Origin of the sequence: Pedobacter steynii, assembly GCF_001721645.1 — a bacterium.
GTDB lineage: Bacteria > Bacteroidota > Bacteroidia > Sphingobacteriales > Sphingobacteriaceae > Pedobacter > Pedobacter steynii_A.
The window spans coordinates 1,967,561-1,993,417 of sequence record NZ_CP017141.1; the positions used below are offsets into that span (position 1 = coordinate 1,967,561).

25 protein-coding genes are annotated in these 25,857 nt (G+C 39.0%); 18 read left to right on the forward strand and 7 right to left on the reverse strand.

Annotated elements, in window-relative coordinates; all coding sequences use genetic code 11:
* Window positions 1–181 precede the first annotated feature (181 nt).
* The 3 genes from BFS30_RS08115 to BFS30_RS08125 all read right to left on the reverse strand — a co-directional run bounded on the left by BFS30_RS08115 (window position 182) and on the right by BFS30_RS08125 (window position 4,897).
* On the reverse strand, window positions 182–3,082 hold the full coding sequence (locus BFS30_RS08115; RefSeq protein WP_069378828.1) for a ligand-binding sensor domain-containing protein: 2,901 nt from the start codon (window positions 3,080–3,082) through the stop codon (window positions 182–184).
* Between the two features lie 15 nt (window positions 3,083–3,097).
* Entirely contained in the window at window positions 3,098–4,036 is a 939-nt protein-coding gene (locus tag BFS30_RS08120) for a rhodanese-related sulfurtransferase (RefSeq protein WP_069378829.1), read from the reverse strand.
* A 75-nt stretch (window positions 4,037–4,111) separates the two neighbouring features.
* On the reverse strand, window positions 4,112–4,897 hold the full coding sequence (locus BFS30_RS08125; protein WP_069378830.1) for an SDR family oxidoreductase: 786 nt from the start codon (window positions 4,895–4,897) through the stop codon (window positions 4,112–4,114).
* Window positions 4,898–4,912: 15 nt separating this feature from the next.
* Between BFS30_RS08125 and BFS30_RS28120 the strand changes: the two genes are divergently transcribed.
* The 3 genes from BFS30_RS28120 to BFS30_RS08135 all read left to right on the forward strand — a co-directional run bounded on the left by BFS30_RS28120 (window position 4,913) and on the right by BFS30_RS08135 (window position 7,327).
* Window positions 4,913–5,035 carry a hypothetical protein gene (locus BFS30_RS28120; RefSeq protein ID WP_257785600.1) on the forward strand — a complete coding sequence of 41 codons (123 nt, stop codon included), beginning with the start codon at window positions 4,913–4,915 and terminating at the stop codon, window positions 5,033–5,035.
* 15 nt (window positions 5,036–5,050) lie between these two features.
* Window positions 5,051–6,247, forward strand: coding sequence for an aminopeptidase C (locus BFS30_RS08130; RefSeq protein ID WP_083251991.1), 1,197 nt, complete (start codon window positions 5,051–5,053; stop codon window positions 6,245–6,247).
* Between the two features lie 108 nt (window positions 6,248–6,355).
* Entirely contained in the window at window positions 6,356–7,327 is a 972-nt protein-coding gene (locus tag BFS30_RS08135) for a 2-hydroxyacid dehydrogenase (RefSeq protein ID WP_069378831.1), read from the forward strand.
* On the opposite strand, the gene BFS30_RS08140 is transcribed toward BFS30_RS08135, so the two are convergent.
* Entirely contained in the window at window positions 7,318–8,004 is a 687-nt protein-coding gene (locus BFS30_RS08140) for a S24 family peptidase (protein WP_069378832.1), read from the reverse strand. The genes BFS30_RS08135 and BFS30_RS08140 overlap by 10 nt on opposite strands.
* A 123-nt stretch (window positions 8,005–8,127) precedes the next feature.
* Here BFS30_RS08140 and BFS30_RS08145 point away from each other — a divergent pair, with 123 nt between their 5' ends.
* A complete protein-coding gene (locus BFS30_RS08145; RefSeq protein ID WP_069378833.1) occupies window positions 8,128–8,862 on the forward strand; it encodes a hypothetical protein in 735 nt (244 codons plus the stop codon).
* A 56-nt stretch (window positions 8,863–8,918) separates the two neighbouring features.
* On the opposite strand, the gene BFS30_RS08150 is transcribed toward BFS30_RS08145, so the two are convergent.
* Window positions 8,919–11,369: a DUF5686 and carboxypeptidase regulatory-like domain-containing protein gene (locus tag BFS30_RS08150; RefSeq protein WP_069378834.1), complete on the reverse strand. Its 2,451-nt coding sequence runs from the start codon at window positions 11,367–11,369 to the stop codon at window positions 8,919–8,921.
* Between the two features lie 140 nt (window positions 11,370–11,509).
* Here BFS30_RS08150 and kbl point away from each other — a divergent pair, with 140 nt between their 5' ends.
* The 7 genes from kbl to BFS30_RS08185 all read left to right on the forward strand — a co-directional run bounded on the left by kbl (window position 11,510) and on the right by BFS30_RS08185 (window position 17,171).
* Complete coding sequence (gene kbl, locus BFS30_RS08155; RefSeq protein WP_069378835.1) at window positions 11,510–12,697, forward strand: glycine C-acetyltransferase; 1,188 nt, start codon at window positions 11,510–11,512, stop codon at window positions 12,695–12,697.
* Between the two features lie 102 nt (window positions 12,698–12,799).
* Window positions 12,800–13,837: a phenylalanine--tRNA ligase subunit alpha gene (gene pheS, locus BFS30_RS08160; protein WP_069378836.1), complete on the forward strand. Its 1,038-nt coding sequence runs from the start codon at window positions 12,800–12,802 to the stop codon at window positions 13,835–13,837.
* Window positions 13,837–14,256: a hypothetical protein gene (locus BFS30_RS08165; protein WP_069378837.1), complete on the forward strand. Its 420-nt coding sequence runs from the start codon at window positions 13,837–13,839 to the stop codon at window positions 14,254–14,256. The genes pheS and BFS30_RS08165 overlap by 1 nt, the downstream gene beginning before the upstream one ends.
* Window positions 14,256–14,831 (forward strand): TetR/AcrR family transcriptional regulator, encoded by a 576-nt coding sequence (locus BFS30_RS08170; protein ID WP_069378838.1) that lies wholly within the window; start codon window positions 14,256–14,258, stop codon window positions 14,829–14,831. Before BFS30_RS08165 ends, BFS30_RS08170 begins: the two co-directional genes overlap by 1 nt.
* A 142-nt stretch (window positions 14,832–14,973) precedes the next feature.
* Window positions 14,974–15,084 (forward strand): phenylalanyl-tRNA synthetase subunit alpha, encoded by a 111-nt coding sequence (locus BFS30_RS08175; RefSeq protein WP_069382349.1) that lies wholly within the window; start codon window positions 14,974–14,976, stop codon window positions 15,082–15,084.
* A 192-nt stretch (window positions 15,085–15,276) separates the two neighbouring features.
* Window positions 15,277–16,755: a 23S rRNA (uracil(1939)-C(5))-methyltransferase RlmD gene (gene rlmD, locus BFS30_RS08180; protein WP_069378839.1), complete on the forward strand. Its 1,479-nt coding sequence runs from the start codon at window positions 15,277–15,279 to the stop codon at window positions 16,753–16,755.
* A gap of 14 nt (window positions 16,756–16,769) precedes the next feature.
* Window positions 16,770–17,171, forward strand: a complete 402-nt coding sequence (locus tag BFS30_RS08185) for a hypothetical protein (RefSeq protein ID WP_069378840.1) — start codon at window positions 16,770–16,772, stop codon at window positions 17,169–17,171.
* A gap of 123 nt (window positions 17,172–17,294) precedes the next feature.
* On the opposite strand, the gene BFS30_RS08190 is transcribed toward BFS30_RS08185, so the two are convergent.
* Window positions 17,295–18,011, reverse strand: a complete 717-nt coding sequence (locus BFS30_RS08190) for a head GIN domain-containing protein (protein ID WP_069378841.1) — start codon at window positions 18,009–18,011, stop codon at window positions 17,295–17,297.
* 137 nt (window positions 18,012–18,148) lie between these two features.
* Here BFS30_RS08190 and BFS30_RS08195 point away from each other — a divergent pair, with 137 nt between their 5' ends.
* From BFS30_RS08195 to hemH, 5 genes are all read left to right on the forward strand, one after another.
* The gene (locus BFS30_RS08195) at window positions 18,149–18,658 is read left to right on the forward strand and encodes a phosphoribosyltransferase family protein (protein WP_069378842.1); all 510 of its coding nucleotides are present in this window, start codon (window positions 18,149–18,151) and stop codon (window positions 18,656–18,658) included.
* Between the two features lie 37 nt (window positions 18,659–18,695).
* Window positions 18,696–19,319, forward strand: coding sequence for a 1-acyl-sn-glycerol-3-phosphate acyltransferase (locus BFS30_RS08200; RefSeq protein ID WP_069378843.1), 624 nt, complete (start codon window positions 18,696–18,698; stop codon window positions 19,317–19,319).
* Window positions 19,316–20,269 carry a hypothetical protein gene (locus BFS30_RS08205; protein ID WP_069378844.1) on the forward strand — a complete coding sequence of 318 codons (954 nt, stop codon included), beginning with the start codon at window positions 19,316–19,318 and terminating at the stop codon, window positions 20,267–20,269. The genes BFS30_RS08200 and BFS30_RS08205 overlap by 4 nt, the downstream gene beginning before the upstream one ends.
* A gap of 58 nt (window positions 20,270–20,327) precedes the next feature.
* A complete protein-coding gene (locus BFS30_RS08210) occupies window positions 20,328–21,176 on the forward strand; it encodes a 4-hydroxy-3-methylbut-2-enyl diphosphate reductase (RefSeq protein WP_069378845.1) in 849 nt (282 codons plus the stop codon).
* Window positions 21,177–21,266: 90 nt separating this feature from the next.
* A complete protein-coding gene (gene hemH, locus BFS30_RS08215; protein ID WP_069378846.1) occupies window positions 21,267–22,280 on the forward strand; it encodes a ferrochelatase in 1,014 nt (337 codons plus the stop codon).
* Here the strand turns inward: hemH and BFS30_RS08220 are convergent.
* The gene (locus BFS30_RS08220) at window positions 22,277–23,491 is read right to left on the reverse strand and encodes a 3-deoxy-D-manno-octulosonic acid transferase (protein ID WP_069378847.1); all 1,215 of its coding nucleotides are present in this window, start codon (window positions 23,489–23,491) and stop codon (window positions 22,277–22,279) included. The genes hemH and BFS30_RS08220 overlap by 4 nt on opposite strands.
* 63 nt (window positions 23,492–23,554) lie before the next feature.
* Here BFS30_RS08220 and BFS30_RS08225 point away from each other — a divergent pair, with 63 nt between their 5' ends.
* Together BFS30_RS08225 and BFS30_RS08230 are read left to right on the forward strand one after the other, a co-directional pair.
* Window positions 23,555–24,865, forward strand: coding sequence for a UDP-glucose dehydrogenase family protein (locus BFS30_RS08225; protein WP_069378848.1), 1,311 nt, complete (start codon window positions 23,555–23,557; stop codon window positions 24,863–24,865).
* A complete protein-coding gene (locus tag BFS30_RS08230; protein WP_069378849.1) occupies window positions 24,865–25,854 on the forward strand; it encodes a UDP-glucuronic acid decarboxylase family protein in 990 nt (329 codons plus the stop codon). The genes BFS30_RS08225 and BFS30_RS08230 overlap by 1 nt, the downstream gene beginning before the upstream one ends.
* Window positions 25,855–25,857 lie beyond the last annotated feature (3 nt).

Here is a 25,857-nt window from a genome sequence, read left to right on the forward strand (position 1 = left end):
CTATACATTAATACATCAAACTACAATGTGTAGTGTTTTAAACAGCTTGTCCAAATCAGTTTTTGGACTAAAAATGAGGTTCTATGGAGGATCAGGCAAAATTATATATGGTTTTGCAAGTCTTTGGTGAAATACAGAAATGTGGGGCTGAAATCAGGTGATGTGTAGTAATGATGTAGTCCTAAAGCTCCATTAAGAACTCAACAAGGTTCTTGTCGTGAGGAACTTCGAGCTTTTTACGGAGTCTGTAGCGTCTGATTTCTACACCCCGCAAGGAAATGTTAAGTAAGGATGCCATTTCTTTACTGCTCATATTCATGTGCAGATATGCGCATAATTTCAGGTCATTTGGTACCAGATCAGGATGGTTCGCTTTTAACTTTTTGAAGAAGCTTTCATGTGCTTCATTAAAACTGCTCTCAAATAAATTCCAGTCGCGTTCATCATTCATTCCTTCATCAATGACCTTTTGAATCTTTCTCAGCTGATCTTCTGCCAATGGTTTTCCATTTCCGTCTTTTAACTTTAGGATTTCCTGACTTAGTTTCTGCAACAACTCGTTTTTATAGACCAGGCTCATGGCAGAGTTTGCGAGTTCCCGGTTCTTACCAGCGAGTTCTACCTGAAGCTTTTCTGTCTGAAGTTTGATGATTTGTCTTTCCGTTGCCTCGGCTTCCTTTTTAAGATAGGCTTCTTTCTCTGCCTGCAGCTTTTCGGAAATGGTTTGCTGATCTTTCCTTAATTTTTTTTCGTAGAGGCGCTTTGCTATAATCAGCAATGCGATGCCGGCTAAAATATAGCAGACAATAGCCAAGTTGGTTGCATAGAAAGGAGGGAGGATTTCGAATTCAAATGTCGTCTCTTTACTCACCTGCTCATCATTGATCTTAGCCCTTACTTTAAAGACATAACTTCCTTTACTTAGATTTGTGAAATCTTTTTGAGAGGCCGGACTCCAGTCTGACCATTGTTTGGAATAGCCTTCCAGGTAATATTGGAACGTAACTTTTGTCTGTCTGTAATAGGGTAGGGAGTAAGAAATCCTAATGTTGTTTCTGCTAAATGGTATTTCCATCTCTGATCCGTTACTCCCAATTTCGCTCAGAGTCTTGTACGTATCAGTAATGTCCTCTATTCTGCGGATGAGTACAGCAGGTAAGGTCGATTTGCTATTTCTTTCCTGACCATCGGTTCCATTGTAAATGACGAAGCCATCGTCTACACTGATCAGATAAATGTCATTGCTGATTTTGCTGATGTTTTCATAATACTGAACCATCCTGCCATCAAGAATGCTGAATCTATTAGAATCGATAGCGAGCTTACCTGGTTCAGTAAGGTGTACCAGGCTCATTTTACCTCTGTTGATGAACCAATATTTGTTTAACCCGGCACTAATAATTTTGTTGGAGGTCGAAAAGCCTTTTAATCCTTTATTGAGCTCTTCATAACTTTTAAATCGGTTGCTGATTTCATCATAGATGAAAAATCCCTGGTCTGAAGAGAAGACGAGTTTGTTTTCAATTTTGAAAATATTGATGTTGTAGTCGTCAGGAAGGCCGTTTTTGTCATTGTAAGATCTGGTAGAAATGACCCTTGTCAGGTCAGGGCTTAGGCTTAGTTTGTAAAGCCCTTTATAAGCATGACTTACCCATATGTCGCCTTTTGCATCCCTTTCGACATATCTCGAAGGTTCATCGAAGCCGATGATTTTATGGTGGAATTTCCAGAGGCCTCTTGCATCTTTTATATATATGAGCAATCCGTTATAGGTTCCCTGGATTAAACAATCTTGTCCGTTGTCCAGTTTTTTTATGGTCCAGCCGCCATTTGTATTTGATATCTTCTCCAGCTTATTTCCAGTCACTCTGAAAGTACCATTGTTGTGTCCGCAGATCAATTGTCCATCAATACTAGTCAGGTCCCATACCTGGCCCTGAGAACCGGGTATTAATTTAAAATCGAAAGAACTAAATGAGCCCTGTCCTGATACCCAGGGACTATGGAAAAGACCCTGATTGGTACCCAGATAAATGGTGTTATTGTAAATCAAACTGGAATATACTGTTCCGAATTGTCCGGTTTTATCGAAATAGAAATACAGTGGTGAATTTAACTCTACCCGGTCTATGCCATTGTCCAGTCCCGCCCAGAGGTTCTGGTCATCATCAGCATATACGCTGAGGACGGTATTGTTTTGCAGGCCACTTGATTTATTGATGCGTTGAACGATATTGCCCTGTTCATCTATAATGATCAATCCGTTTAATATGGTGCCGTAGGCATAATACTTATTTAAAATTTTTACTCCGTTATTTAACTGGTAGACTTTTAGAAAGGCATTAGCTGGTGTATTTAGGGGGCTGAAATTATTCCCGTCATAAGTAAAAAGACCATCTTTGCTCGTTCCAATCAATAGATTGCCGTTTTTATACGGCAGAATCGATAACACATCCGTTGAGTTAGTGGGATTGCTTCCTTTTAATGGGACAAGTTTATCTCCCATCAGTTCAAAGAGTCCTTCACTTAACACCTCGACAAAGAACCTTCTTCCTACCTGATGAAGAAAAAGAAAAGGTCTTGCAGCTTTTACCGTTTTTATACGATTGTTCTCATAAATATAAATGGTGTTGAAAGACTGAAAGATAACTTTTTTCCCTTCTGCACATATTTTCCAGATCTCATCTTTAACCAGGTGTTGTGGCGGAACAAGTTTTGTTAAAGAGGTATAGGCTAATTTATTGTTTTTATTAGACCAATACCCCAGCTCTCCAAATCCACCTGTATAAATAATTCCTGAAGGATCAGCAAGTACAGACCGTACAATCTGCCTGTTGGGCATTTTGTATTGCTGCCAGTATTTGCCATCATAGGTGAGTAGTCCCTGTGCATTCCCAAAATACATGATGCCATGTTTATCCTTGGTGATTGACCAATTCTGATTTCCGGAAAGGTAAACAGACTTAGGGTAATTTTGCACGTAAGGAACCCCGATACTTTTAATGTTTTCTGCTTTAACGGAGATTGAAATAAACGCAAGCAGGGTGTAAAGTAAAAAGTATTTCAGGTATCCGGTCTTCATCAACGACTAAGATAGCTATTTTGAAGCAACGTTTACAGGTTGAGGCACTTTTACATAATATCCGGTTCCGTCATACGCACGTTTTCGGGGATTGGTGGTACAAGCTGTTGAGCAACATCCCTGCAATTCTTCTCCACAGGCATCACATTGAGTGATGTGTTCATTACATTCCGGATTTGCACAGTTGATCATTTTTGGTGTAACTGTCCCACAGTTAAAACATTTGGAAACGATGCTTGGATTTACCGAATTGACATCAACGGCAATACGGTTGTCAAATACATAACATTTACCTTCAAAATCTTCTCCACCGACTTCTTTACCATATTTGATAATCCCTCCGTGAAGCTGATATACGTCATTAAAACCATGGTGAAGTAATAGCGCAGAAGCTTTTTCACATTTGATCCCGCCGGTACAATAGGTCAGGACCTTTTTGTCTTTATACTGAGCCAGTTCATTGATTTTATCAGGAAAATCCCGGAAATTTTCGATGTCCAGTGTTACTGCATTTTTAAATTTCCCCAGATTATGTTCATAATTGGAGCGGACATCAAGAATGACAACGTCCTCATCGTCGATCATTTTTTGAAAATCTGCAGGCTCCAGATGTTTACCTGTGCGTTCATTAGGGTTGATGATGCTGGTGTCTCGTAAACCTGAATGCACAATTTCGGCTTTATAACGGCAGTGCATTTTAATAAAGGAAGGTTCATCTACCTCATCGATTTTGAAATCAGTTTTTGCGAAACGTTCATCTGCTTTGATAGCCGACATGTAAGCTTCACAAGCTTCTTTTGTACCGGAAACAGTTCCATTTAATCCCTCATTGGCTACAATAATGCGACCAACAAGGCCAAGAGATTTACAGAAAGTAAGGTGATCGGCAGCAAATTGTTCTGCTTCTGCTATGTAACTATAGCAATAGTAAAGTAAGGTCTGGAATTTTTTCATATATTCATTGATACTGTTGCATACAGCGTTTAATGCAAGTGCAAAGTTAAGAAAGATATATGATATAGGAAAAATCTAAATTGAAGGGGTCCGGCCTCCGTCTACTCTGATGCTGGTTCCTGTCACATACGATGCAGCAGGTGAAGCGAGAAAAGCAATTACATTGGCAACTTCTTCTGCTTTTCCAAATCTCGCCATAGGGATAGTATTCACCATGTTTTTTTCCAGATCATGGGGTGCTGACTGCTGAATTTTTGCGGTCTGTTCAATTAAGCTGGTTAACCTTGCAGTTTCTGTTAATCCAGGTAAAACATTGTTTACAGTGATGTTGAATTTACCAACCTCATTGGATAATGTCTTTGCCCATGAGGCCACGGCAGCTCTGATGGTATTGGAAACACCCAGATTTGGCAATGGAGTTTTTACCGAGGTGGAGATGATATTAATAATCCGTCCGTATCCCAATGCTTTCATGCCGGGAATTACGGCTTTAGATAGAATGTGATTCCCGATGAGATGTTGTTGAAATGCCGATTCAAAATCAGAGATGAGGGCTTCAGTAATCGGACCGGATTTCGGGCCACCGGTATTATTGATCAGAATGGAAATCCTGGTGTCTGCGACCAGCTGATTAATGGCTGTTTCAATTTGTCCTTTTTCGGAAAAATCTGCAATATGATAGCGATGTTGCTGACCTTGCTCTGTAGAAAGCTGTTGAACTGCCTTTTTTAGACTGTCTTCATTCCTGGCCATCAGAATGCAATTTGCCCCAAGTGTAGCCAATACTTTTGCTGTCGCAAACCCGATGCCCTGTGTGCTGCCACAGATTAATGCAAATTTCCCTTTTAATGAAATGTCCATATCAGGATAAAATTAATGAAAATTCAGTATGGTGGAGGTTTCAGTAACAATATTTTTATGCTGTTGCTGGCAGGCCGGAATATTGTTAAGTTTGCCTCCGTCATTATAAATCATATCCTGATTTGTGAGGCGGATTAAATTTAAACACATAAAATGACTAAAATTTCTATTAAACCGGTATTGCTGGCCGCAGGCCTTCTGTTTAGTGCCGGTAGTGGATTTGCACAAGATGATCTTGTGAATTCACTAAAAAACAACCAAAGTACAGACAGTAAAAATAGCTTTGTTTTTACTCCTGTAATCAATGCAGAAGCAACTTCTGTTAAGAATCAAAAATCATCAGGTACCTGCTGGAGCTATAGCACGAACTCTTTTTTAGAATCTGAAATGATCCGTGCGGGTAAAAAGCCAGTCGACCTTGCCGATATCTTTACTGCGCGTAATGCTTATATCGAAAAAGGAATTAACTATGTGCGTATGCATGGCGCCCTAACACTTGGAGATGGAGGTGCATGTCACGATGTAATCAATATGTTTGCACTATACGGTGCGTTACCTCAGGAGGTGTATAGTGGCAGGGATTATGGAACAGCGGCGAACAAGTCTGACGATATGAATAAGCTGACTAAAGCCATCCTTGAAGAGGCGGTTAAAGCACCGAATGGTAAGCTTGATCCGAACTGGAAAAAGAAATATATTGCTACTATAGACTCATGTCTTGGTGCTGTTCCGGAAAATTTCACATATGAAGGTAAAAACTATACTCCAAAAACTTTCGCTAAAGAAGTGGTAGGTATTAATCCTACAGACTACGTGGAACTTTCTTCATTTACTACCGCTCCTTATTATACAAAAGCAGTATTAATGGTTCCTGACAACTGGTCTTATGATCAGGTATATAATGTGCAGATGGACGACATTACGAAAGTAATTGATAATGCTTTGAAAAAAGGATTTACAGTTGCCTGGGCTACAGATGTAAGTGAAAAAGGTTTCAGCTGGAAAAATGGTGTTGCTTTTGTTCCTGAGAAGGACTTTGACAGCATGTCTAAAGAAGAAAAAGCAACAATGTTCAACGGACCTAAAGCTGAGAAAGAAATTACTACTGAATTGCGTCAGGAAGCATTCGACAATTATCAGACTACTGATGATCATGGAATGCAGATCACAGGTATTGCAAAAGATCAGAATGGTAAAGAATACTATATTGTTAAAAACTCCTGGGGTGTAACCAACGATTACAAAGGTTACCTATACGTAACAAAGAATTTTGTGAAATATAAAACGACAGCATTCTTATTAAACAAAAAAGGACTTCCATCTGATATTCGTAAAAAGCTTAGTCTTTAAAGAGTTATCATAAAATAAAGAAGGCGGTTTCAAAATTTTGAAACCGCCTTCTTTATTTTACAGAACATTTGTTCCAAAGTGTTGTTGATTTTATGTTAAATCATATTTATGAAAGTATTTGTAACCAGGGTGATTCCGGCAGAGGGGCGACAGTTAATGATAGAGGCAGGACTTGAAGTGAGGGAATGGAAAGAGAAAAGAGGACTTAGTCAGAAAGAATTGATTTCTAATACTCAGGATTGCCATGCATTATTAAGTGTTGGGACACGTCTGGACAAAGAGTTTCTACAGGCTTCTGCGCATCTGAAGGTGATTGCTTTACATTCAGTAGGGTATGATAATGTGGACGTTAAAACTGCTACTGCTCTTGGGATTCCCATAGGAAATACTCCGGGAGTATTGAGTGGGGCTACTGCTGATACTGCTTTTTTGTTGATGCTGGCAACCTCCAGAAAAGCATTTTATATGCATAAAAGTATTATAAAAGGGGAGTGGGGCTTCTTTGACCCTACAGCGGATTTGGGGATAGAGTTGAGGGGTAAAACATTAGGTGTTTTTGGTCTGGGGAAAATCGGATTGGAAATGGCCAAATGCTGCGCAGCTGCTTTTGGTATGCAGGTGATTTATCATAACAGACGTAAAAATGAAGCTGCTGAAAAGGAAGTCTCTGCACGCTGGGTTTCCTTTGATGAGCTGTTGGAACAAAGTGATGTCCTCACCGTGCACACTGCTCTGACCTCCGAAACCAGGGGTAAGTTTGACTGGTCTGCATTTACTAAGATGAAACCCCGATCGATTTTTATTAATACAGCCAGGGGCGAAATTCACAATGAGGGCGACCTATTAAGGGCATTAGAAGAAAAACAGATATGGGGAGCAGGGTTAGATGTAACCAACCCTGAACCCATGCGCTCTGATCACCCTTTACTGAATATGCCAAATGTATCTGTTCTTCCGCATATTGGTTCCGCAACAGAAGAAACAAGGGCCGCAATGTCTGTGCTGGCAGCAAAAAATATCATTGCAGGTCTTAAGGGGGAACAAATCCCCTTTATTGTTAATCCCGGGGTTTATAAGTGATTCCGGGTTACTTTTCCCTTTACAAGAAATATTCTCTTAATGACTTCTCTCTGAATGACGGTATCTCCTTTAAACTCGGGGTTTAACGATCTCAATACAATCTTTCCCGGGTTCGGATGTTCAAATAATAGTTTTACCGTAGTGATGTTGTTTGCCTTTTCATCAGTTACAATGAGGTAAGCTTCTCCCCATTGGATAATGTCCCGGTTTCGTATTTCTTTTACAATAATGATTTCTCCGCTGGAAAATTTAGGATACATGCTATCTCCATAGATGGGAAGGTAGGCGTCACAATCGTTAAAAGGGCGGTAATTTACATAGTATTCAGGCGGCTCCTGAAAGACATGAAGTTCGCCGAAGGTGATTTCGGTAAGATTTACATTGAAATAAGGGACGCCTTCTTCCAGGTGAGGTAACTGCTCATCCGGGTTCTCAGACCTCAGAAACATTTCTCCCATACCAGTATTAAGGTATCTGGGATTGATCTTGTGGTATTCCAGAATGTCTTTTGAAAGCCTCTTTCCGATTCGTCTTCTTCCGCTTTCAATAGAAGAACAATTCCCTATATGTTTGGTGATAGGGGTGTAAAACTGAGATAAGGTCATCTGCTTTGCTAATCTGGCTTCTCTTAACCTTGCACCGGTTTTGTCGGTCTCTAAATAAATGTTTTTTCTCATAGTTTTATTTATTGTCTTAATTAGTTTGTCTTTTGATTAATTATACGTAAGATTGTGTTAATTATTTAGCTAATATAATATTTTAAACTTCAATTATTATACTTTTAATTAAATTCATGTGTTATGAGAAGACGGTATGCGGGATTGGAAAATCCCTGTTTCAGGTATTTAGAAGAAGAAGAAGTAAAAAATCCACTATTGGTGGTAGAAGAATTTTTTGAAGTAACAGATGTAGAGCTGTTCAGACAGGAGCTCCGGCTGTTGTTTACCTTATCCTTCGGGGATTCAGATTATAGTAAGGGTAAGGTGTATGATCGTTCAAGGTTAATGTGTGTTCATCAGCATGTTACTCGTTTTATTGAAATGGCCTGGTTATTATTAAATGATGACTTTCTCGATTTACTGATTAAGGAAGAGAACCCACTTTATCAAGACAGGGGAATGTGGGCGGAAACCTCTTTTATCGAAGTCAGGAAAAGGTTATCTGACGAAGTGATGAAATGCTGCAGAGTATTGGAAGACCAGGAGATTAATAACGTGAAATTTGTGTTTGAGAATGTTTTTCGGTATCAAAAACTTTCCAGATGGCAGGATGAACTGGATATGGCTTTGTTTTATAGTCTGCGGACTACCCCAATGTCTGAGGAATGTGATAATGGACATCTTTCTTTTCCGATGTACGAATTGTTGGAAAAACTCCTGGAATGTATGCATGTGATCCATGAACTTAAGATTAAAGGAGACGAGGGTTGGAAGGTGTTACCTTTGAATGCTACAGTCTTAAATAAAGATTATAGCTATTTCCCTCCAGAGCTTATGATGAGTCTTTACGATCGTATGCCGAACAGTGCAAACTAAGAAGAGAAGATTTGGCGGGATTTATGCTGTCCCGCTAAATTTTTATATTTATTGTTTTAAAAGCCGTAAGACAGTCTGAATCCATGGTTTACCCTTTTGTTTCCATCATAGGCAAAGCCATAGGTTGCTCTAAAGATCAGACGTTGTAAACCGAAATAAAACTCTGTGTAATTTCTTTTTAAAGGCTGGCTCAGATAACTGACACCCGCCAGCTCTTCCAGTCTTAACTTGCGCAACAGCGGTACTTTGTTTGTTAGCAATCCAGAGAAATTATGTTCAAAATGAGCTTCGAAATATTCTCTGTCGGTGCTGTACAAATAAAAATCCAGGAAGAGGAATTTTCTTAGGTTAGGTAAACCAAATAGTGAATTATTTCCCCTGAAATGTTTAAACTCGGGATAATAGACCTGCGCATTGTTCAGAAATTTTCCTGCACCAATAACGAAAGAGGAATATCCCCATAAGCCGGAGCTGATCCTGTTCTGGTAAACCTCAGCAGAAATTAAATCGTAATCCACATCACTGCTCATTAAACCTTTAATCCCTTTTTTATAGGATAACCGGATACTTGGATACTTTGAATCCTGATAAATTTTACGATCGGGGCGGGTAATGTAATTTTGTCCGATGGTGTAGGTTAAGGACGCATTTAGAATCAAGGCTTCATAGGTAGGAAATAATGGTTTCTCTACTTCCGGGCTAAAGGGGTTATTGGAGCTGAATGTCTCTCCTTTTAAATCTTTGATTTTATAAGTAGTCGTATTGATCAGATTGGTGTTTCGGGTATATTCTGCAGATAGACTTGCCTGTAAACCGTTGGTGAGCTCTCTACTTGATCCGATATTTACAAATTCCTTTTTGTAGAACTTAGAGAAGTTGGTTTCGAATAACAGGGAGTTGATGGAATTGGCCAACAAACTCATACTACCATGATTGTTCAGGTCATAAATACCAGATCCGATACCGGCGAAAATACTGGCACGTTTTAACGGATCGTAATAATAATTTCCTGTTAATGATCCGGTAAACAATTTATTAGAGAGACCATACCGTAACTCCGGTCGGATGCTATAAAAAGCGCCATATTCCAGTTCTTTGGTATAGGTGACGCCGTATTTAGCTCCAAAGCCTTCTACAGTGTTGTAGAATAATGAACGAAGTATAGGGTCAAACTTTAAATATTTTCTATCGTATCGGTTATTAATGGTATACCCTGTCAGTAACATTTTGATAATCCCGAACTTATTATTTGCTTTTTCTAAAGAATCCAGATAGTGCTTGGAAGTCTTGAGGGCAGCAATGCTGTCTTTTCTGATATAATCACGGCTCTCTTCTGGTGTAAGTGGGATAGGCCGGTTGTTTAACCAGAAAAGGGAGTCTTTCTTGTTGACCGCCCTGGTTATTTTTAAGATTTCCCCATTAAAATAATTCTTCGGGAAGTTGGGATGGATGTTATAGTTACTATATACTCCTGCGTAATATCCTTCAAACTTAAATCCAAATACATTGCCATTAAACTGAAAATTCATATTAGAAGGCATATAGGTATCTTCTACCTTCAGGAACTGTTGTGAGATCTTAAGTGTATCTATTAAATTGATGCCTGAATTTTGAGTCAGGTATACATTGGCATTCAACAAGTGCCAGCTGTCTTCTTTAATATAGATAATTCCCCTGAATACCGGATCGTGTTCTCTTCTCGGGATAATCTGAATCTTATTTACCGTTTCTCCGTTTTCCATGCTAAATCCCAATAACTTATAACGGTAATAGAATAAGGCATTGTCAGCAATCGGAGACACAAAACCACGTGCACTCATGGTGTTCTCTAAAAGAATGTTATCATAAAAATTAACGATCAGATCAGATGCTTTATTAAAGCTGAATGCATTATTACGTCCTGAGATTTTAGACGAAACCATTTCTTCATGGATTTTACCCGGGTGTTGAAAGGCAAAGGTAGAAGTAGATTCAGATAAATATAGTATTCCTTTTCTGTTGGTATCCAGGTCCAGTGTCTTTTGAACATCTCTGCCAAAGAACTTTTTTGGAGCCCCGACCAGTTTTTGAACACCTTTGATATACACGTCGGCCGTATAGGAATTGACTTCTGTTAAATGTTGTTTTCTTCTTTTTATGGCCTGACGTATAATTTCATAAGCAGGGTCTTCTGCGTTCCCATCAATGGTCACTCCAGAAAGGGTATAGGATTCGGGAGCCAAAATGATATCTTCTGACGCATCGCCTGTAATGCTGATGTTCTTTTCTATAGCTTTATAACCAATGGCTTTATAGACTATAATAAACGTGCCTTTATCCAATGAGAGCGTGTAAACCCCATCAACATTTGCTGAGGTTCCTTTAGTCGTATTCTTAATATATACTGAAACAAAAGGGACCGGTTGTCCCTCGGTATCTTTGATCCTACCCTTTAATTTAAATTCCTGTGCAAATAAGGCGCTAATTGTTCCGAATATTAATAAAAACGTTAGATGGATTCTCTTCATAATATATTAAAGCCTAAATATCGGTATGTTAATGTTAGTTAACACAATAATCTTGTTAAAGTTTGTTGTTGATGATTTAATAAGGTTGTTCATAGAAGACGATATTTTTATAACTTTGGTTGCAACAAGCAAATAATAGTATGTATAAAACATTACAACCTGTTCTACAACAAGAACTGGAGCAAATAGAAAAAGACGGTTTATTTAAACGTGAACGTGTGATTGTTACACCTCAGGGTGCAGACATCAAAGTAAGTACCGGACAAGAGGTGATCAACTTCTGTGCGAATAATTATTTAGGCTTATCCTCTGATCCACGTGTAACTGAGGCTGCTAAAAAAGCGATTGATAAATATGGCTATGGCATGTCATCTGTACGCTTTATCTGTGGCACTCAGGATATACACAAAGAACTGGAAGCAAAGCTTTCCACTTTTTTAGGTACGGAAGATACCATTTTATATGCTGCGGCTTTTGATGCAAACGGAGGTGTTTTTGAGCCTTTATTTAACGATCAGGATGCAATCATTTCAGACGAATTGAATCATGCCTCTATCATTGATGGGGTACGTCTTTGTAAAGCAAAACGTTTCAGGTATAAAAATGCAGATATGGCAGATCTGGAGCAACAATTGATTGCTGCGAAAGATGCCAGACATCGTATTATTGTTACTGATGGCGCCTTTTCTATGGATGGTGTGGTTGCACCACTTGACCAGATCTGTGATCTGGCGGATAAATATGAGGCATTGGTGATGATTGATGAGTCACACTGTACCGGATTTATTGGAAAAACAGGCCGTGGAACACATGAACATTTTAATGTAATGGATAGGGTGGATATCATCACTGGTACTTTGGGTAAAGCGTTAGGAGGGGCATCTGGAGGTTTTACTGCAGGTAAGAAAGAAATTATAGATATGTTGCGTCAGCGTTCACGTCCTTATTTATTTTCTAATACACTGGCTCCTGCAATTGCGGGTGCTTCTGTTGCTGTGTTGGACATGTTAAGTGAAACTACTGATTTAAGAGATAAGCTGGAAAGCAATACCGTTTATTTCCGTAAGAAGATGACGGAAGCAGGGTTTGATATTAAGGAGGGTGTTCATCCGATTGTTCCGGTAATGCTGTATGATGCAAAACTGGCGCAGGAATTTGCAGCGAAAATGCTGGAGGAAGGAATTTATGTAATCGGTTTTTACTATCCGGTTGTTGGGCAAGGCAAAGCGAGGATTCGCGTACAGTTGTCTGCAGCCCATGAACAACACCATTTGGATAAAGCTATCGCTGCATTTACCAAAGTTGGTAAGGCACTTGGTGTGATTTAAATTATAATGCTGAGTCCATTTACCTCTTGGAGATCAGTTCAAGTTGATTTTTGGACTCAGCGATTATAAATATATTGTATAAATAGCTGTATATTTGGCCTCATGTTACAAGATAAGATAACACAATATACCGCCGAAATAAATGCGTTTTCTACTGATAACGCAGATGAGCTAGAACAATTCCGTATTAAATTCCTTGGTACCAAAGGAATAATCAAAGATATTTTCGATGAGTTTAAAGCTGTCTCACCTGAGGAAAAGAGAACTCTGGGAAAGGTTTTAAATGAATTTAAACAGCTGGCAGAAGCTAAATACCAAACGCTTAAAGATCAGACTGAAGTAGCCGACACCTCCAAAGATTCAGGTTTAGACCTGACTTTACCTGGTGATGGCTTTGAGATTGGCGCACGCCATCCGCTTGCATTGGTAAGAAGAGAGATCGTAGAAATATTTAATAAGTTAGGTTTTATCGTGGCTGAAGGGCCGGAAATCGAGGACGACTGGCATAATTTCACCGCGCTGAATTTTCCTGAGGAACACCCTGCCCGTGATATGCAGGATACTTTCTTCATTAAAAAAGGTGGAGAAAAAGGAGACATCGCTCTGCGTACCCATACTTCTTCAGTTCAGGTAAGAATGATGGAAGCGGGACAGCCGCCATTCCGGGCGATTATGCCTGGTCGTGTATATCGGAATGAGGCCATATCTGCAAGGGCACACTGTTTCTTCCATCAGGTAGAGGGTTTGTATGTAGATGAAAATGTTTCTTTTGCAGATCTGAAGCAAACTTTATTCTATTTTGTACAGGAATTATATGGGGAAGGTACTAAAGTTCGTTTCCGCCCTTCTTATTTCCCTTTTACGGAACCTTCAGCAGAGATGGACATTTCCTGTACCATTTGTAAAGGAGCAGGATGTCAAATGTGTAAATATAGCGGATGGGTGGAAATCCTTGGGTGTGGAATGGTAGATCCTAATGTATTGGAAAATTGTGGTATTGATTCCAAAAAATATAGTGGTTTTGCATTCGGAATGGGAATTGAAAGAATTGCGAACCTTAAGTTTGAAATTAAAGATTTAAGGTTATTCTCAGAGAATGATGCGAGATTCCTGAAACAATATAAAACTTCATTGATATAATGATCAAAAGAATAACCGGAGCACTGGTCCTATTGTTGCTTTTTGCTGGTTGCGGTAAAGATGATGGGAGTTATATTCCTAATGTTCTTGTTAATTATCATATAACAGCTGCGGCCTTCAGTGATAAGGCCGTTAATGGCGTGCTTATGGTAGATGATATCGGAGTAGCGGGTATAATGGTTATTAAGATTACACCCACAAATTATGTTGCTTTTGATCGCTGCAGTTCTGTGAATCCTGAACAGCGTTGCAAGGTAACGGTGGATAACGGTGGAATTACTGCCACAGACCCATGTTCAGGAGCTAAATTTTTACTTACTGATGGTAGTCCCCAAAGGGCACCTGCAGTACGTTATTTAAAATCATACCGGGTATCTGTTTCCGGTCTTGGTAGTAACGATATAATTGTATCTAATTGATGGAACCAGAGAAAATTAAAGAGAGTATAATTAGAGCAGCTAAAGAGTTATTTAGGAAATACGGGTATCACAAGACAAGTGTAAACGAGATCGCGAAGAAAGCACGTATTGCGAAAGCTACCATATATAAGTATTTTGAAAGTAAAGAACAGGTTTTGGATGCCATTCTAATGGACTACCTGGATCTGAATTTACATGAAATCCTTAAAAATAAAGCTCAGTTTGCAAATGAAGAGGAACACCTGAAGGCATTGGTGATGAAGACCTGCAGACTGACTTACACCGTTTGTAATGAGTTTATAGGTTGGGATTTTGTAAGGGAGAATGCCAATTCTCAGGAATTTTTAAAGCACCTTTCAGATCAGTTGGAATCTTTGCTGCTTTCTGCTTACCTGGAGTTGGATCACTTTAAGAATAACCCTTCAAGAAAAGAAGGCCTGGCTTTTTTATTAAAAGCAAGTAAGAGTATTGTCTTTTCATTCGCTTTTACTTCTGTTAGTGATGCTGATGTCCGGAAAAACTTTGTCAGCTTCCAGAAGGAGCTTTTACCTTTCCTTGTTAAAGCCGCTCTATAGGCGTTCTTGTTTGTTTTTTCTTTACTTTGAAGGTTCATAATTGTAAATCTGTTTAAGATTATTTGATATAAACTTAATGTATACCATTTTGGTATTTGGTATAAAAAGGTCTATATTAGTGTTGTTGTCAATTATTGAAGCCATGAGTAAAGAAGTTTTAGAGATTTCTGTTTTAGTTGATGAGAAGTTTGACATGAGCTTTAATCTTGTTGAAGGCATCTTTGGTTTTATCCTTAGCGTCTTTGATAAGTAGAGCGTGATGTACTGACTTCTATGTTTAAAAGGCATTAAAATGCCGGCAGGCAACCCTTATGTCCTGAAATTTTCGCTGTTCCTCTTCGCACTTGTTTATATTTCAGTTATTCCTACAGTCTTTCTGATATGGAAGAGGGAAAATGATGGAGAAGAAATAATACTGAGGAAAAAATCTTAAATTTGCGGCATAATGAGTAGAAATAGAAAATCCGGAACGGTAACCATTATTCCCAATCTTAGAATTATTGATATTGCTGAAGAAGGCAAAGGGGTAGGTAAAGCAGATGAGCTGGTGGTATTTGTGGATAAGGCTGTGCCCGGCGACGTTGTTGACGTTCGTGTGGTTAAGAAAAAGAAAAATTTTACTGAAGCTGTAATTGAATCATTACACGAAAGTTCGGAACTGAGAACAGATCCTTTCTGTCAGCATTTTGGAACCTGTGGGGGCTGTAAATGGCAACATATGGGCTACGATGCACAATTGACATTTAAGCACAAAAATGTAGAAGCTGCTTTACAACGATTGGCTAAAATTGATACTTCTGCGATGGAACCTATTTTAGGTTCTGCAGAGAATAAATATTATCGGAATAAACTGGAATATACTTTTTCTAATAAACGCTGGTTAAATAAACAGGACATGGTAACTGAACCTGTTCTGGAAAACGAAGAGGAGAATACTTCCACTGAAAAAGCGGAAATGGAAATGAATGCTCTTGGTTTTCACGTTCCTTTGCGTTTTGATAAAATTCTGGATATTGAGCACTGCTATTTACAGGCAGAGCCTTCTAATACCCTGAGAAATACAGTGAGACGCTATGCGCTGGAAAATGGCCTGAGCTTTTACGATCTTCGTAACCACGAAGGAAGTCTGAGAAATCTGATCATCAGAACTTCTTCAACAGGAGAGGTGATGGTCGTGGTAGTTTTTGCGTATGTGGAGCAGGAACAGGCGGATGGTTTGATGGAGTATCTGAAGGTTAATTTTCCTGAAATAACTTCGCTTTTATACATCATCAACCAGAAAAAAAATGATACTATTTTTGATCAGGAAGTGATCACCTATGCAGGGAGAGACCACATATTTGAAGAGATGAATGGCCTGAAGTTTAAGATTGGCGCCAAATCGTTCTATCAGACGAATTCTGAACAAGCCCATGAATTGTATAAGATTACTAAAGAATTTGCTGGTTTCTCAGGAGATGAGTTGGTCTACGATTTATACACAGGAGCGGGAACGATAGCTAATTTTGTTGCCTCAAGTGTAAAGCAGGTGATCGGAGTGGAATATGTGCCAACGGCGATCGAAGACGCTAAATTCAACTCAGCATTGAATGGTATTGACAATACCGTTTTCTATGCCGGTGATATGAAAGACATTCTGACCACGCAGTTTATTGCTGAACATGGCAAGCCTAATGTGGTGATTACAGATCCGCCAAGGGCAGGGATGCATGCTGATGTTGTTGCGCGTTTATTGGAGATGGAAGCAGAGAGGATTGTTTATGTCAGCTGTAATGCTGCTACGCAGGCAAGGGATCTTGCTTTGTTGAAGGAAAAATATGAAGTCCTGCGCATTAAGCCAGTAGATATGTTCCCGCATACCCAGCATGTGGAAAACGTAGTTTTATTAAAATTTATAGGAAGTGTTTCTCCGGAAGCCCTGTAAGCAAATATATTAGAATGGATATTGAAGAATTATTACCTCAGCAGCCAGAGGGTTCAAAAGAAGAGCAAAAAAAACAAAGTCCGCTGATCAGTTTGGAAAAAGACCTCGAATTGTATTCCGACTCTGTTAAAGAGGTTGCAGTGGCAATTATGAGTGAAGGAATTTCTACACATCCGATCTTTGTTGCCCATCAGCATACGGTGAGTATAGGAGAGGTGATCCTGGATAGAAAAGAATTGAATACCGACTGGACGATTCAGGCTTCAACAATGGATGAATTTGTTGAAAAGGGAATTATTAATCCTGAAAGGAAAGCCTTGTTTCTGAAAAGCTATAAAAAGCCTGAAGATTATATGTGTGTGTTTGTCATTGTTCCGGAAGGAGCTAATTTCATTTATTACCCCTATAAAAAATAGTCTTTACCACGTTCGGTAAACTTACAATAGGAATGCCTCCATAACCTGGGGGCATTTTTTATGAATAAAAAATCCCTGCCAGGAATTCCTGTACAGGGATAAACTAAAAACTAATGATCTAAATTATTTTATTCTGGTTACATCTCCGCTTTTTGAGGATGATGTTTTATTTAATGCAGGATTTCCTTTGTAATTGATATCGCTTCCACCACTGGCACTGGCTTCCAGTCCTTTGGTAACATGCACATTGGCATCAGAGCCGCCACTTGCACTTACTTTGGCGTACTCAGATACAAGGTTAAGTGCATCTACATCTGAACCTCCACTAGATTGGATGTTCATGTTGGAAACTGTTCCTTTAAGATTCGCATCAGACCCACCGCTAACGCTTAATTCCAGGTCCCTTGCTGCAATGTCAAGTTTGATGTCAGAGCCCCCTGAAGCCTGTATTTTAAGTGAGGTGGTTTTTAGGGTGTTTTGGCTATAAACGTCACTTCCCCCACTGGCAGAAACGGCCCGCAGGGTTTTATAGTTTACATATACCTTTAAGGATTGATCTTTAAATATTCTCTGCCAACTGATGTTCTTTTTGTATCTGATGTTTAGTGAAGATCCGTTTTTTTCTACTTCCACATTTTTAATCAGGTCCTCGTGTCCGCTGATCTTTATATTTTCTGAGTTGCTTTGTGTCAGATAAAGGTCTATTCCACTGGAAACAGTTACTTCATTAAAATTAGTAAGGGAAACATTTTTGCTCTGCTGTGCTGTCGCTGTAGTGGTATTTAAGGAAAAAGCAAGAAGTACAGGAAGGGCAGATTTAAAGAGGGATGTACTTTTCATACTGTTTTTTGGTTAAGGTTTATAAGGATTAGACGCAGCAAGGTGTGAAACGTTGCATCATTTAGAAATTATTTTTCAAATATTTGAATATGCCCCTTAAAATCGTTCTTTTTGTAGTATAAACAATGAAATAACAAATGGCAGAATCTCAATTACTTATTCTTGATAAGAAGCAGATACAACAAAAGATTAACAGGATTGCTTACCAGGTATTGGAAGATAACCTTAATGAGAAGGAAATTGTATTGGCCGGAATATGGGATAGAGGCTATAAGATAGCCTTACGCTTAAAGAAAGTGTTATCTAAGATTTCTGATCTTAAGGTTACCATGCTAAAGGTCGATCTGGATCGTGTGAGCACGAAACTGATCGCAAATACAGATTTGGATGAAAGCCATTGGAAAAACAAGGTGATTATTTTAGTGGATGATGTGTTGAATAGTGGAAAAACACTGGCTTATGGGCTGGGTGTTTTCCTGAATACCCCTCATAAGAAGATCAGAACGGTAGTTCTGGTAGATAGAAGCCATAAGATATTTCCTATTGCTACTGATTTTGTAGGATTGCAAATGTCGACCGTGTTAAAGGAGCATGTTGATGTGGTTATAGATGTAGAGGGTGAGGAAGACCGGGTTTATTTGAGTTAGTCTTGCATTTAAGGCTTATTTTTCTCATTTTAGAGGGATGTACCGGTCCCGTAAAAGCCCAATAATTTTTCAATTCTTTTCCTGGTATATTGCTTATATCATAAAGAAGGACTTTTCCAGTTATACTTATAACAGGCTTCAACTTAAGGAAGATGAAGCCATACTGCTCTTGTCTAATCATTTCAGCTGGTGGGATGGTTTTCTGATGTTTCAACTAAATAAAGTAGTTTTTAAAAGGGAATTTCATGTGCTGGTCACTGATGAAGATTACCGGAGACAATGGTTTCTAAAATATCTTGGTGCATTTGCTGCTGAAAATAAAGGTAAAGACGTGCTGGATACGCTGATCTATGCCGGACAACTACTTGATCAACCAAAAAATCTGGTGCTTCTATTTCCCCAGGGAAAACTTTATACAAGTTATATCAATAGTATTTCTTTTGAAAGAGGAGTAATGCAACTCATCAACGCTTCCAAAAAGAAGTTTCAGATTATCTTTTCGGCTACGCTTACGGATTACTTTGATAAAAGAAAACCCAGGGTAGAAAGTCATCTGCTGAGCTGGGAACCAGAAGAGTATATGAGTTTGCAGCTATTAAAGCGGGAATACAACAAACATTATAATCATGTCGTTAGCAAACAAAGTAAGGACCTGGTATGATCGTTTTTTTCTATACTGTTCTTGTTTTTTTAGTGTTGCGCTTTTCAGTTACCTTATTCAATTTCCTGTCTAATCCAAAAATTGGAAATTATGGAAGACGGTTTACAGACCCGGTTTCCATAATTATTAAGGTTGAAAAAGAACAGGCTGAGGCAGGTGAACTGCTGGCATCAATTGATGCTCAGGATTATACTAATTTACAAATCATCATTCAATCTGTTGATACTCCTTGTTCAATGGCTGAAGTTACCGGAGATTACTTTTTGTTCCTGGATGCGAATACGAATCTGAAAAATGGATTTATTCATAGTTTGGTTTATCGGATGAAGGTGTTTAATCTGGCTTTGCTGAGTGTGATTCCTACTCAGAAAAACACTGGATTCCTGGCAAATTGTGTTTTTCCTTTAAGCGATTTTGTGTTGTTAAATTTGTTCCCCTTGAGATTAGTAAGGCTGGTTAATCATTCAATATTTGCAACTGTGAATAAATCTTGTATGTTTTTCGATGCGGAAATGTATCGTCAATTTAAGTGGCATAAAAAAACTACCCGGCCCTTAGAAATCGTTAGAATGATTAAGCAGGAGCGACTGAAGGCTGATATTTTGTTGGGAAACAAGTTGATCTGTATTGAAGAGCGGCAGTCGGAATCTGATTTTTATCTGTTCGGTAAGCGTTTAATGATGAACTTTAATAACCATGCATTGGTAGCCTTCCTTTATTTGGTTCTTGTTATCGGGGGGCCTGTTGTAATGGTAATAGAATTAGAGCCTGTCTTTCTGGTTTTACCTTTTGGCCTGATCTTTTTATCTAGAATAATGACGTCATTTCTATCCGCTCAAAAACCTGTACTCAATATTATACTTCATCCATTTCAGATGCTAGCCTTATTCTTGCTGCTGGTTGGTCAGGCCTGGAATAAGATGTTTTCGCTTGTTACTGAGAAGAAATAGCATATCAAACTCTTTTTGTGTAATTTTGTACTCACATTGATTTCTATATAATTGATTTATGAAATACGATTTAGCCGTAACTATAGATAAAGCGTCGGGTTTTTGTTTCGGAGTGGTGTATGCAATCGACATGGCGGAGGATATCCTTGATGAAGATGATTATTTATATTGTCTGGGTGATATTGTACACAATGATGAAGAGGTAAAACGGTTAACAGCTAAGGGGTTGCGAATCATTGATCACGAGCAGTTAAAAGGATTGAGAAATGAAAAGGTATTGATCAGGGCACATGGTGAGGCTCCTTCTACTTATCAGCTTGCTTTAGAGAATGGGCTGATCCTGATAGATGCTTCTTGTCCGGTGGTGTTAAAACTGCAGAACAGGATTAAGAACTCTCATGATGAAGATGAACAGATTCTGATCTTTGGAAAGCACGGTCATGCGGAGGTGATAGGCTTGCAGGGACAGACCGATGGGAAAGCGATCGTTTTTCAAGATCTCACGGAGCTGGATGATATGGCGTTGCCTCAGAAATTCACTTTGTATAGTCAGACTACAAAAAGTACAGATAAGTTTTACCAGATCAAAGATGAGCTGATCAGCAGAGGGTATGAAGTAAAAGCAAATGATACTATTTGCAGACAGGTTTCGAACCGATATGGTGATTTAGAGAAATTTGTTGTCGATTTCGATAAAATTCTCTTCGTATCCGGGAAAAAATCCTCAAATGGAAAAGTATTGTATGATGTCTGCAAAAGATATAATCCTAATGCATACTTTATTTCCAATCTGGAGGAAATCGAAATGGAGTGGTTTTCAGTAAAAGATAAAGTTGGAATTTGCGGAGCTACTTCCACGCCAATGTGGTTGATGGAACAAGTTAAAGCGAAGTTGGAATCTTATTAAAATAATCAAACATCATAAAAAAGTAATTATTGGTTTTCCCTTAAGAGATACGGGGTTATAATCAATTGAATAGTTATTTTTGCTGAAATTATGGGAAAAAAGGGCGTATTATTAGTGAATTTGGGGACTCCGGATAGCGCGGAGGTGAGTGATGTGCGAAAATATCTGGATGAGTTCCTGATGGACGAACGGGTAATTGACATCAATGCTTTCAAAAGAACATTATTGGTTAAGGGGATTATTGTCCCGTTTCGCAGTCCAAAGACCTCTAAATTATATAAGGAAATCTGGGATGAAAACGGCTCCCCATTGTTGTATTACAGCAAAATTCAAGCGGCTATGGTTCAGGATAAACTTGGAGAAGAATACCATGTAGAACTGGCTATGCGTTATCAAAACCCTTCAATTGCTTCTGCTTTAGATAAACTCAAAGCAGGAATGGTCGAAAGTATACAGGTGATCCCTTTATTTCCACAATATGCCTCTGCCAGTACAGGTTCTGTGATTCAGAAAGTAATGGAGCTGGTGGGGAAATGGCAGACTGTTCCGCCGATCAGTTTCGTCAACTCTTTTCATGATAATGAATTGATGATTGATACTTTTGCTCAAAATGCGGAGAAATATCAGCCGGAAAGCTATGATCAGATTCTTTTCAGCTTTCACGGCTTGCCGGAAAGGCAACTTAAAAAATGTGACCATAGCGGACGGCATTGTTTAAAGAAAAATGATTGTTGTGCCACCTTAACAGATGTCAATAAGTTCTGCTATTCCGCGCAATGTCATGATACTGCGAGACTAATCGCGAAACGCCTGAGCATTCCTGAGGAAAAATATTCTGTATGTTTTCAGTCAAGGTTAGGAAAGGAACCCTGGGTTCAACCTTATACGAGCGAGGTTTTAAAAGAACTTGCTGAAAAAGGAAAAAAGAGACTTTTGGTATTTTGCCCTGCCTTCGTAGCAGATTGTCTGGAAACTTTATATGAGGTGAGTGTGGAGTACCATGAAGAATTTAAAGCCCTGGGGGGTGAAGAAGTACAACTGGTTGCCAGTCTGAACGATGATCCTAAATTTATTGAAGCATTGGTTGAAATGATCAGAAGCTAAAATTTCTTTTCTATAAATTCAAGAATCTGACGGGTTGATCCCGTTTTTTCATTTACATATTTTTGAGCGATCTTTCCTGCCTCGTCGTTTCCATCGAAATGAATAAAGGCTGCGGTAAGGTCGCTTTCCGTTTCGATACTTCTGGCTGCCTGAAGATTAATCAGGTCTTTTGCCTCCTGAAATTTATCGTACTTAGGCCCGAAAATTATAGGAATGCCAAATGCCGCTGCTTCCAGGGTATTGTGGATACCCGCACCAAAGCCTCCTCCAATATAAGAAATGTCAGCGTATTGATAAAGAGAAGAAAGCAAGCCTATGTTGTCTATAATTAGCGTTTGAGCAACAGAAGTTCCGGTAAGAAATTTGGAATAACGCGTCGCTCCTGGAACTAGCTTTTCAATTTCAAGGATATGGTGTTCATCAATTTCGTGTGGAGCGATGATAAATTTCCAATCCGGCTGTTGTTTAATTAATACTGCGATTAAACGTTCATCTGCCGGCCATGTTGACCCTGCAATGAAAACCGGGCTGTTTGTCCATAAATTTTCCACAGGTGTTACTTTTCTAGGAGATTGTGCATTTTCCGCCACCCGGTCAAACCTGGTATCCCCACTCAGACTTGTGTTTTCAAGTTTCAGGCTTTTTAATAAATCAACACTTTCCCTGTTTTGCACAAAGAAATGATCCACAAAATTTAAGATTTTCCGATGAAAGGACCCATACCAGCTAAAGAAAATCTGGTTTGGACGGAATATCCCTGAAATTAAGTATAATGGGGTATTCCGATCGTTCAGTGTCTTGAAATAATGATACCAGAATTCGTATTTGGTGAAAATGGCCATTTCCGGATTAATCAGTGAAACGAACTTTTTTGCATTGTCGGGAGTATCAAGAGGCAAATAGAAAACACCTGCTGCAAGGGGGTAATTTTTTCTAACCTCATACCCGGATGGGGAGAAAAATGTAATAACTATTCTCTTTTGGGGATGTAATTCCTTAATTTTCTCAAGAACAGGTCTTCCTTGTTCGAACTCTCCCAATGAAGCAAAATGAAACCAAATGTGTCTTTTTGTGCTGTCTATGGTTTTTTCTATGTGATCAAAAATATTTTTTCGCCCCTGACAAAACAGTTTGGCCTTTGAATTGAATATAGAAAATACGCTAACAATTAATCCATAAAATGAAATCCCTATATTATAAAGCCAAAGCATTTTGTGTGTTTATTTATTATCTTAGCCGAAGATACTCCATTAAAATTAAAACATAATTAATATATGAAAATAGCTGTTATTGGGACAGGATATGTAGGTTTAGTTACCGGTACCTGTTTAGCAGAAACAGGAAATAAAGTGATCTGTGTAGATATAGACGCTGCTAAAGTACAGAAGATGCAGGCAGGTCAGGTGCCTATCTATGAACCAGGACTTGACGTGTTATTTCACCGGAATATAGCTCAGGGAAGGTTGACTTTTACAACTGATCTTGCCCATGGAATTAAAGATGCACAGATTATTTTTATGGCATTACCAACTCCTCCCGGAGGAGATGGAGCTGCGGATCTTTCCTATATTCTGGGAGCGGCAAAAGACATTTCTAAGTTGGTTACAGAGTATAAGGTAATTGTTAATAAATCAACTGTTCCGGTTGGGACTGCGGATAAAGTGCAAGCCGTTTTTCAAGCCCACACAGATGTAGAAATCGATGTAGTCTCTAACCCGGAGTTCTTACGTGAAGGCGTTGCAGTAGAGGATTTTATGAAGCCAGACAGGGTCGTTATTGGAACAAGGAGTGAGAAGGCCCAGAAGCTAATGGCAGAATTGTATGGCCCGTATGTCAGACAAGGAAATCCAATCTTGTTTATGGATGAACGTTCCTCTGAGTTGACAAAGTATGCCGCAAATTCATTCCTGGCTACAAAAATCACATTTATGAATGAGATTGCAAACCTCTGTGAAATTGTTGGTGCGGATGTAGATGCTGTGCGTAAGGGGATTGGTTCTGATGCAAGGATCGGTAAACGTTTTCTTTTCCCCGGAATAGGATACGGAGGAAGCTGTTTCCCGAAAGATGTTCAGGCATTGGCGAAGTCAGCTGATGAAAATGAATACGACTTCCAGATATTGAAAGCAGTAATGGAAGTGAATGAAAAACAAAAGACAGTATTGGTAGAGAAACTGCTAAAATATTATAAAGGTGATCTGAAAGGCAAACATTTTGCATTATGGGGATTGGCATTTAAACCCGAAACAGATGACATACGTGAAGCTCCAGCGCTATATATTATTGATGAACTGGTTAAACAGGGAGCTACAGTTACAGCTTTCGATCCGGAAGCGATGGCAAATGTAAAAGGGCTTCTTGGAAATAAAATCCATTACGTAGAGGATCAATATGAAGCATTAACAAATGCAGATGCTTTATTGATCGCGACAGAATGGTCCGTTTTCAGAAACCCGGATTTTGAAAAGATGGAGCAGGTATTGACCAATAAAGTAATTTTTGATGGACGTAATTTATACGATCTGGAAAAAATGATTGATTTGGGATATTATTATAACAGTGTTGGCCGTAAACTTATAGACTAATGGGACGTAAAAGAGTATTAATTACAGGAGCCGCAGGATTCTTAGGGTCACATTTATGTGATCGTTTTATCAAAGAAGACTATCATGTGATTGCCATGGATAACCTGATTACCGGTGACCTCAGGAATATTGAACATCTTTTTAAGCTGGAGAACTTTGAGTTTGCCCATCATGATGTATCTAAGTTTGTATATGTTGCGGGTGAATTGGATTATATCCTTCATTTTGCGTCTCCGGCAAGCCCTATTGATTATTTAAAGATTCCTATTCAGACGTTAAAAGTAGGTTCTCTCGGTACACATAATTTATTAGGCCTGGCAAAGAGTAAAAATGCAAGAATGCTGATTGCTTCTACTTCTGAGGTTTATGGAGACCCGAATGTCAATCCTCAGCCGGAAGAGTATTGGGGAAATGTAAATCCGGTTGGACCAAGGGGGGTATATGATGAAGCCAAACGTTTCCAGGAAGCCATGACTATGGCTTACCATACCTTTCATGGTTTAGAAACCCGGATTGTAAGAATTTTTAATACTTATGGGCCAAGAATGCGTTTGAATGATGGCCGTGTTTTACCTGCATTTATCGGACAGGCGCTACGTGGAGAAGACCTGACCGTATTTGGTGATGGTTCTCAGACGCGCTCATTCTGCTATGTGGATGATTTGGTGGAAGGTATTTATAGGTTATTGTTGAGTGATTATGCAATGCCCGTTAATATTGGCAATCCAGATGAGATTACCATTAAACAATTTGGTGAAGAGATCATTAAACTTACGGGAACAAGTCAGAAACTGGTGCTAAGGGATCTGCCTGTTGATGATCCTAAACAAAGACGGCCTGATATCACAAAAGCACGGGAAATTCTTGGCTGGGAACCTAAAATAAGCCGGGCGGAAGGGTTGAAAATTACTTATGAATATTTCAAGTCTTTACCTGCTGAAGCGTTAATTAATAAAGAACATAAAGATTTTACAACCTATAATCGTTAATAA

Excerpts from the sequence above, each read along its gene's own strand:
- BFS30_RS08165 (WP_069378837.1), top strand. The coding sequence starts at position 13,837 with ATGATCAAAAGAATAACCGGAGCACTGGTCCTATTGTTGCTTTTTGCT.
- BFS30_RS08200 (WP_069378843.1), top strand. The coding sequence starts at position 18,696 with ATGTACCGGTCCCGTAAAAGCCCAATAATTTTTCAATTCTTTTCCTGG.
- BFS30_RS08170 (WP_069378838.1), top strand. The coding sequence starts at position 14,256 with ATGGAACCAGAGAAAATTAAAGAGAGTATAATTAGAGCAGCTAAAGAG.
- BFS30_RS08175 (WP_069382349.1), top strand. The coding sequence starts at position 14,974 with ATGAGTAAAGAAGTTTTAGAGATTTCTGTTTTAGTTGATGAGAAGTTT.
- BFS30_RS08120 (WP_069378829.1), bottom strand. The coding sequence starts at position 4,036 with ATGAAAAAATTCCAGACCTTACTTTACTATTGCTATAGTTACATAGCA.
- BFS30_RS08185 (WP_069378840.1), top strand. The coding sequence starts at position 16,770 with ATGGATATTGAAGAATTATTACCTCAGCAGCCAGAGGGTTCAAAAGAA.
- BFS30_RS08125 (WP_069378830.1), bottom strand. The coding sequence starts at position 4,897 with ATGGACATTTCATTAAAAGGGAAATTTGCATTAATCTGTGGCAGCACA.
- BFS30_RS08225 (WP_069378848.1), top strand. The coding sequence starts at position 23,555 with ATGAAAATAGCTGTTATTGGGACAGGATATGTAGGTTTAGTTACCGGT.
- kbl (WP_069378835.1), top strand. The coding sequence starts at position 11,510 with ATGTATAAAACATTACAACCTGTTCTACAACAAGAACTGGAGCAAATA.
- BFS30_RS08145 (WP_069378833.1), top strand. The coding sequence starts at position 8,128 with ATGAGAAGACGGTATGCGGGATTGGAAAATCCCTGTTTCAGGTATTTA.
- BFS30_RS08195 (WP_069378842.1), top strand. The coding sequence starts at position 18,149 with ATGGCAGAATCTCAATTACTTATTCTTGATAAGAAGCAGATACAACAA.
- pheS (WP_069378836.1), top strand. The coding sequence starts at position 12,800 with ATGTTACAAGATAAGATAACACAATATACCGCCGAAATAAATGCGTTT.
- hemH (WP_069378846.1), top strand. The coding sequence starts at position 21,267 with ATGGGAAAAAAGGGCGTATTATTAGTGAATTTGGGGACTCCGGATAGC.
- rlmD (WP_069378839.1), top strand. The coding sequence starts at position 15,277 with ATGAGTAGAAATAGAAAATCCGGAACGGTAACCATTATTCCCAATCTT.
- BFS30_RS08190 (WP_069378841.1), bottom strand. The coding sequence starts at position 18,011 with ATGAAAAGTACATCCCTCTTTAAATCTGCCCTTCCTGTACTTCTTGCT.
- BFS30_RS08205 (WP_069378844.1), top strand. The coding sequence starts at position 19,316 with ATGATCGTTTTTTTCTATACTGTTCTTGTTTTTTTAGTGTTGCGCTTT.
- BFS30_RS28120 (WP_257785600.1), top strand. The coding sequence starts at position 4,913 with ATGAAAATTCAGTATGGTGGAGGTTTCAGTAACAATATTTTTATGCTG.
- BFS30_RS08210 (WP_069378845.1), top strand. The coding sequence starts at position 20,328 with ATGAAATACGATTTAGCCGTAACTATAGATAAAGCGTCGGGTTTTTGT.
- BFS30_RS08220 (WP_069378847.1), bottom strand. The coding sequence starts at position 23,491 with ATGCTTTGGCTTTATAATATAGGGATTTCATTTTATGGATTAATTGTT.
- BFS30_RS08130 (WP_083251991.1), top strand. The coding sequence starts at position 5,051 with ATGACTAAAATTTCTATTAAACCGGTATTGCTGGCCGCAGGCCTTCTG.
- BFS30_RS08135 (WP_069378831.1), top strand. The coding sequence starts at position 6,356 with ATGAAAGTATTTGTAACCAGGGTGATTCCGGCAGAGGGGCGACAGTTA.
- BFS30_RS08115 (WP_069378828.1), bottom strand. The coding sequence starts at position 3,082 with ATGAAGACCGGATACCTGAAATACTTTTTACTTTACACCCTGCTTGCG.
- BFS30_RS08150 (WP_069378834.1), bottom strand. The coding sequence starts at position 11,369 with ATGAAGAGAATCCATCTAACGTTTTTATTAATATTCGGAACAATTAGC.
- BFS30_RS08230 (WP_069378849.1), top strand. The coding sequence starts at position 24,865 with ATGGGACGTAAAAGAGTATTAATTACAGGAGCCGCAGGATTCTTAGGG.
- BFS30_RS08140 (WP_069378832.1), bottom strand. The coding sequence starts at position 8,004 with ATGAGAAAAAACATTTATTTAGAGACCGACAAAACCGGTGCAAGGTTA.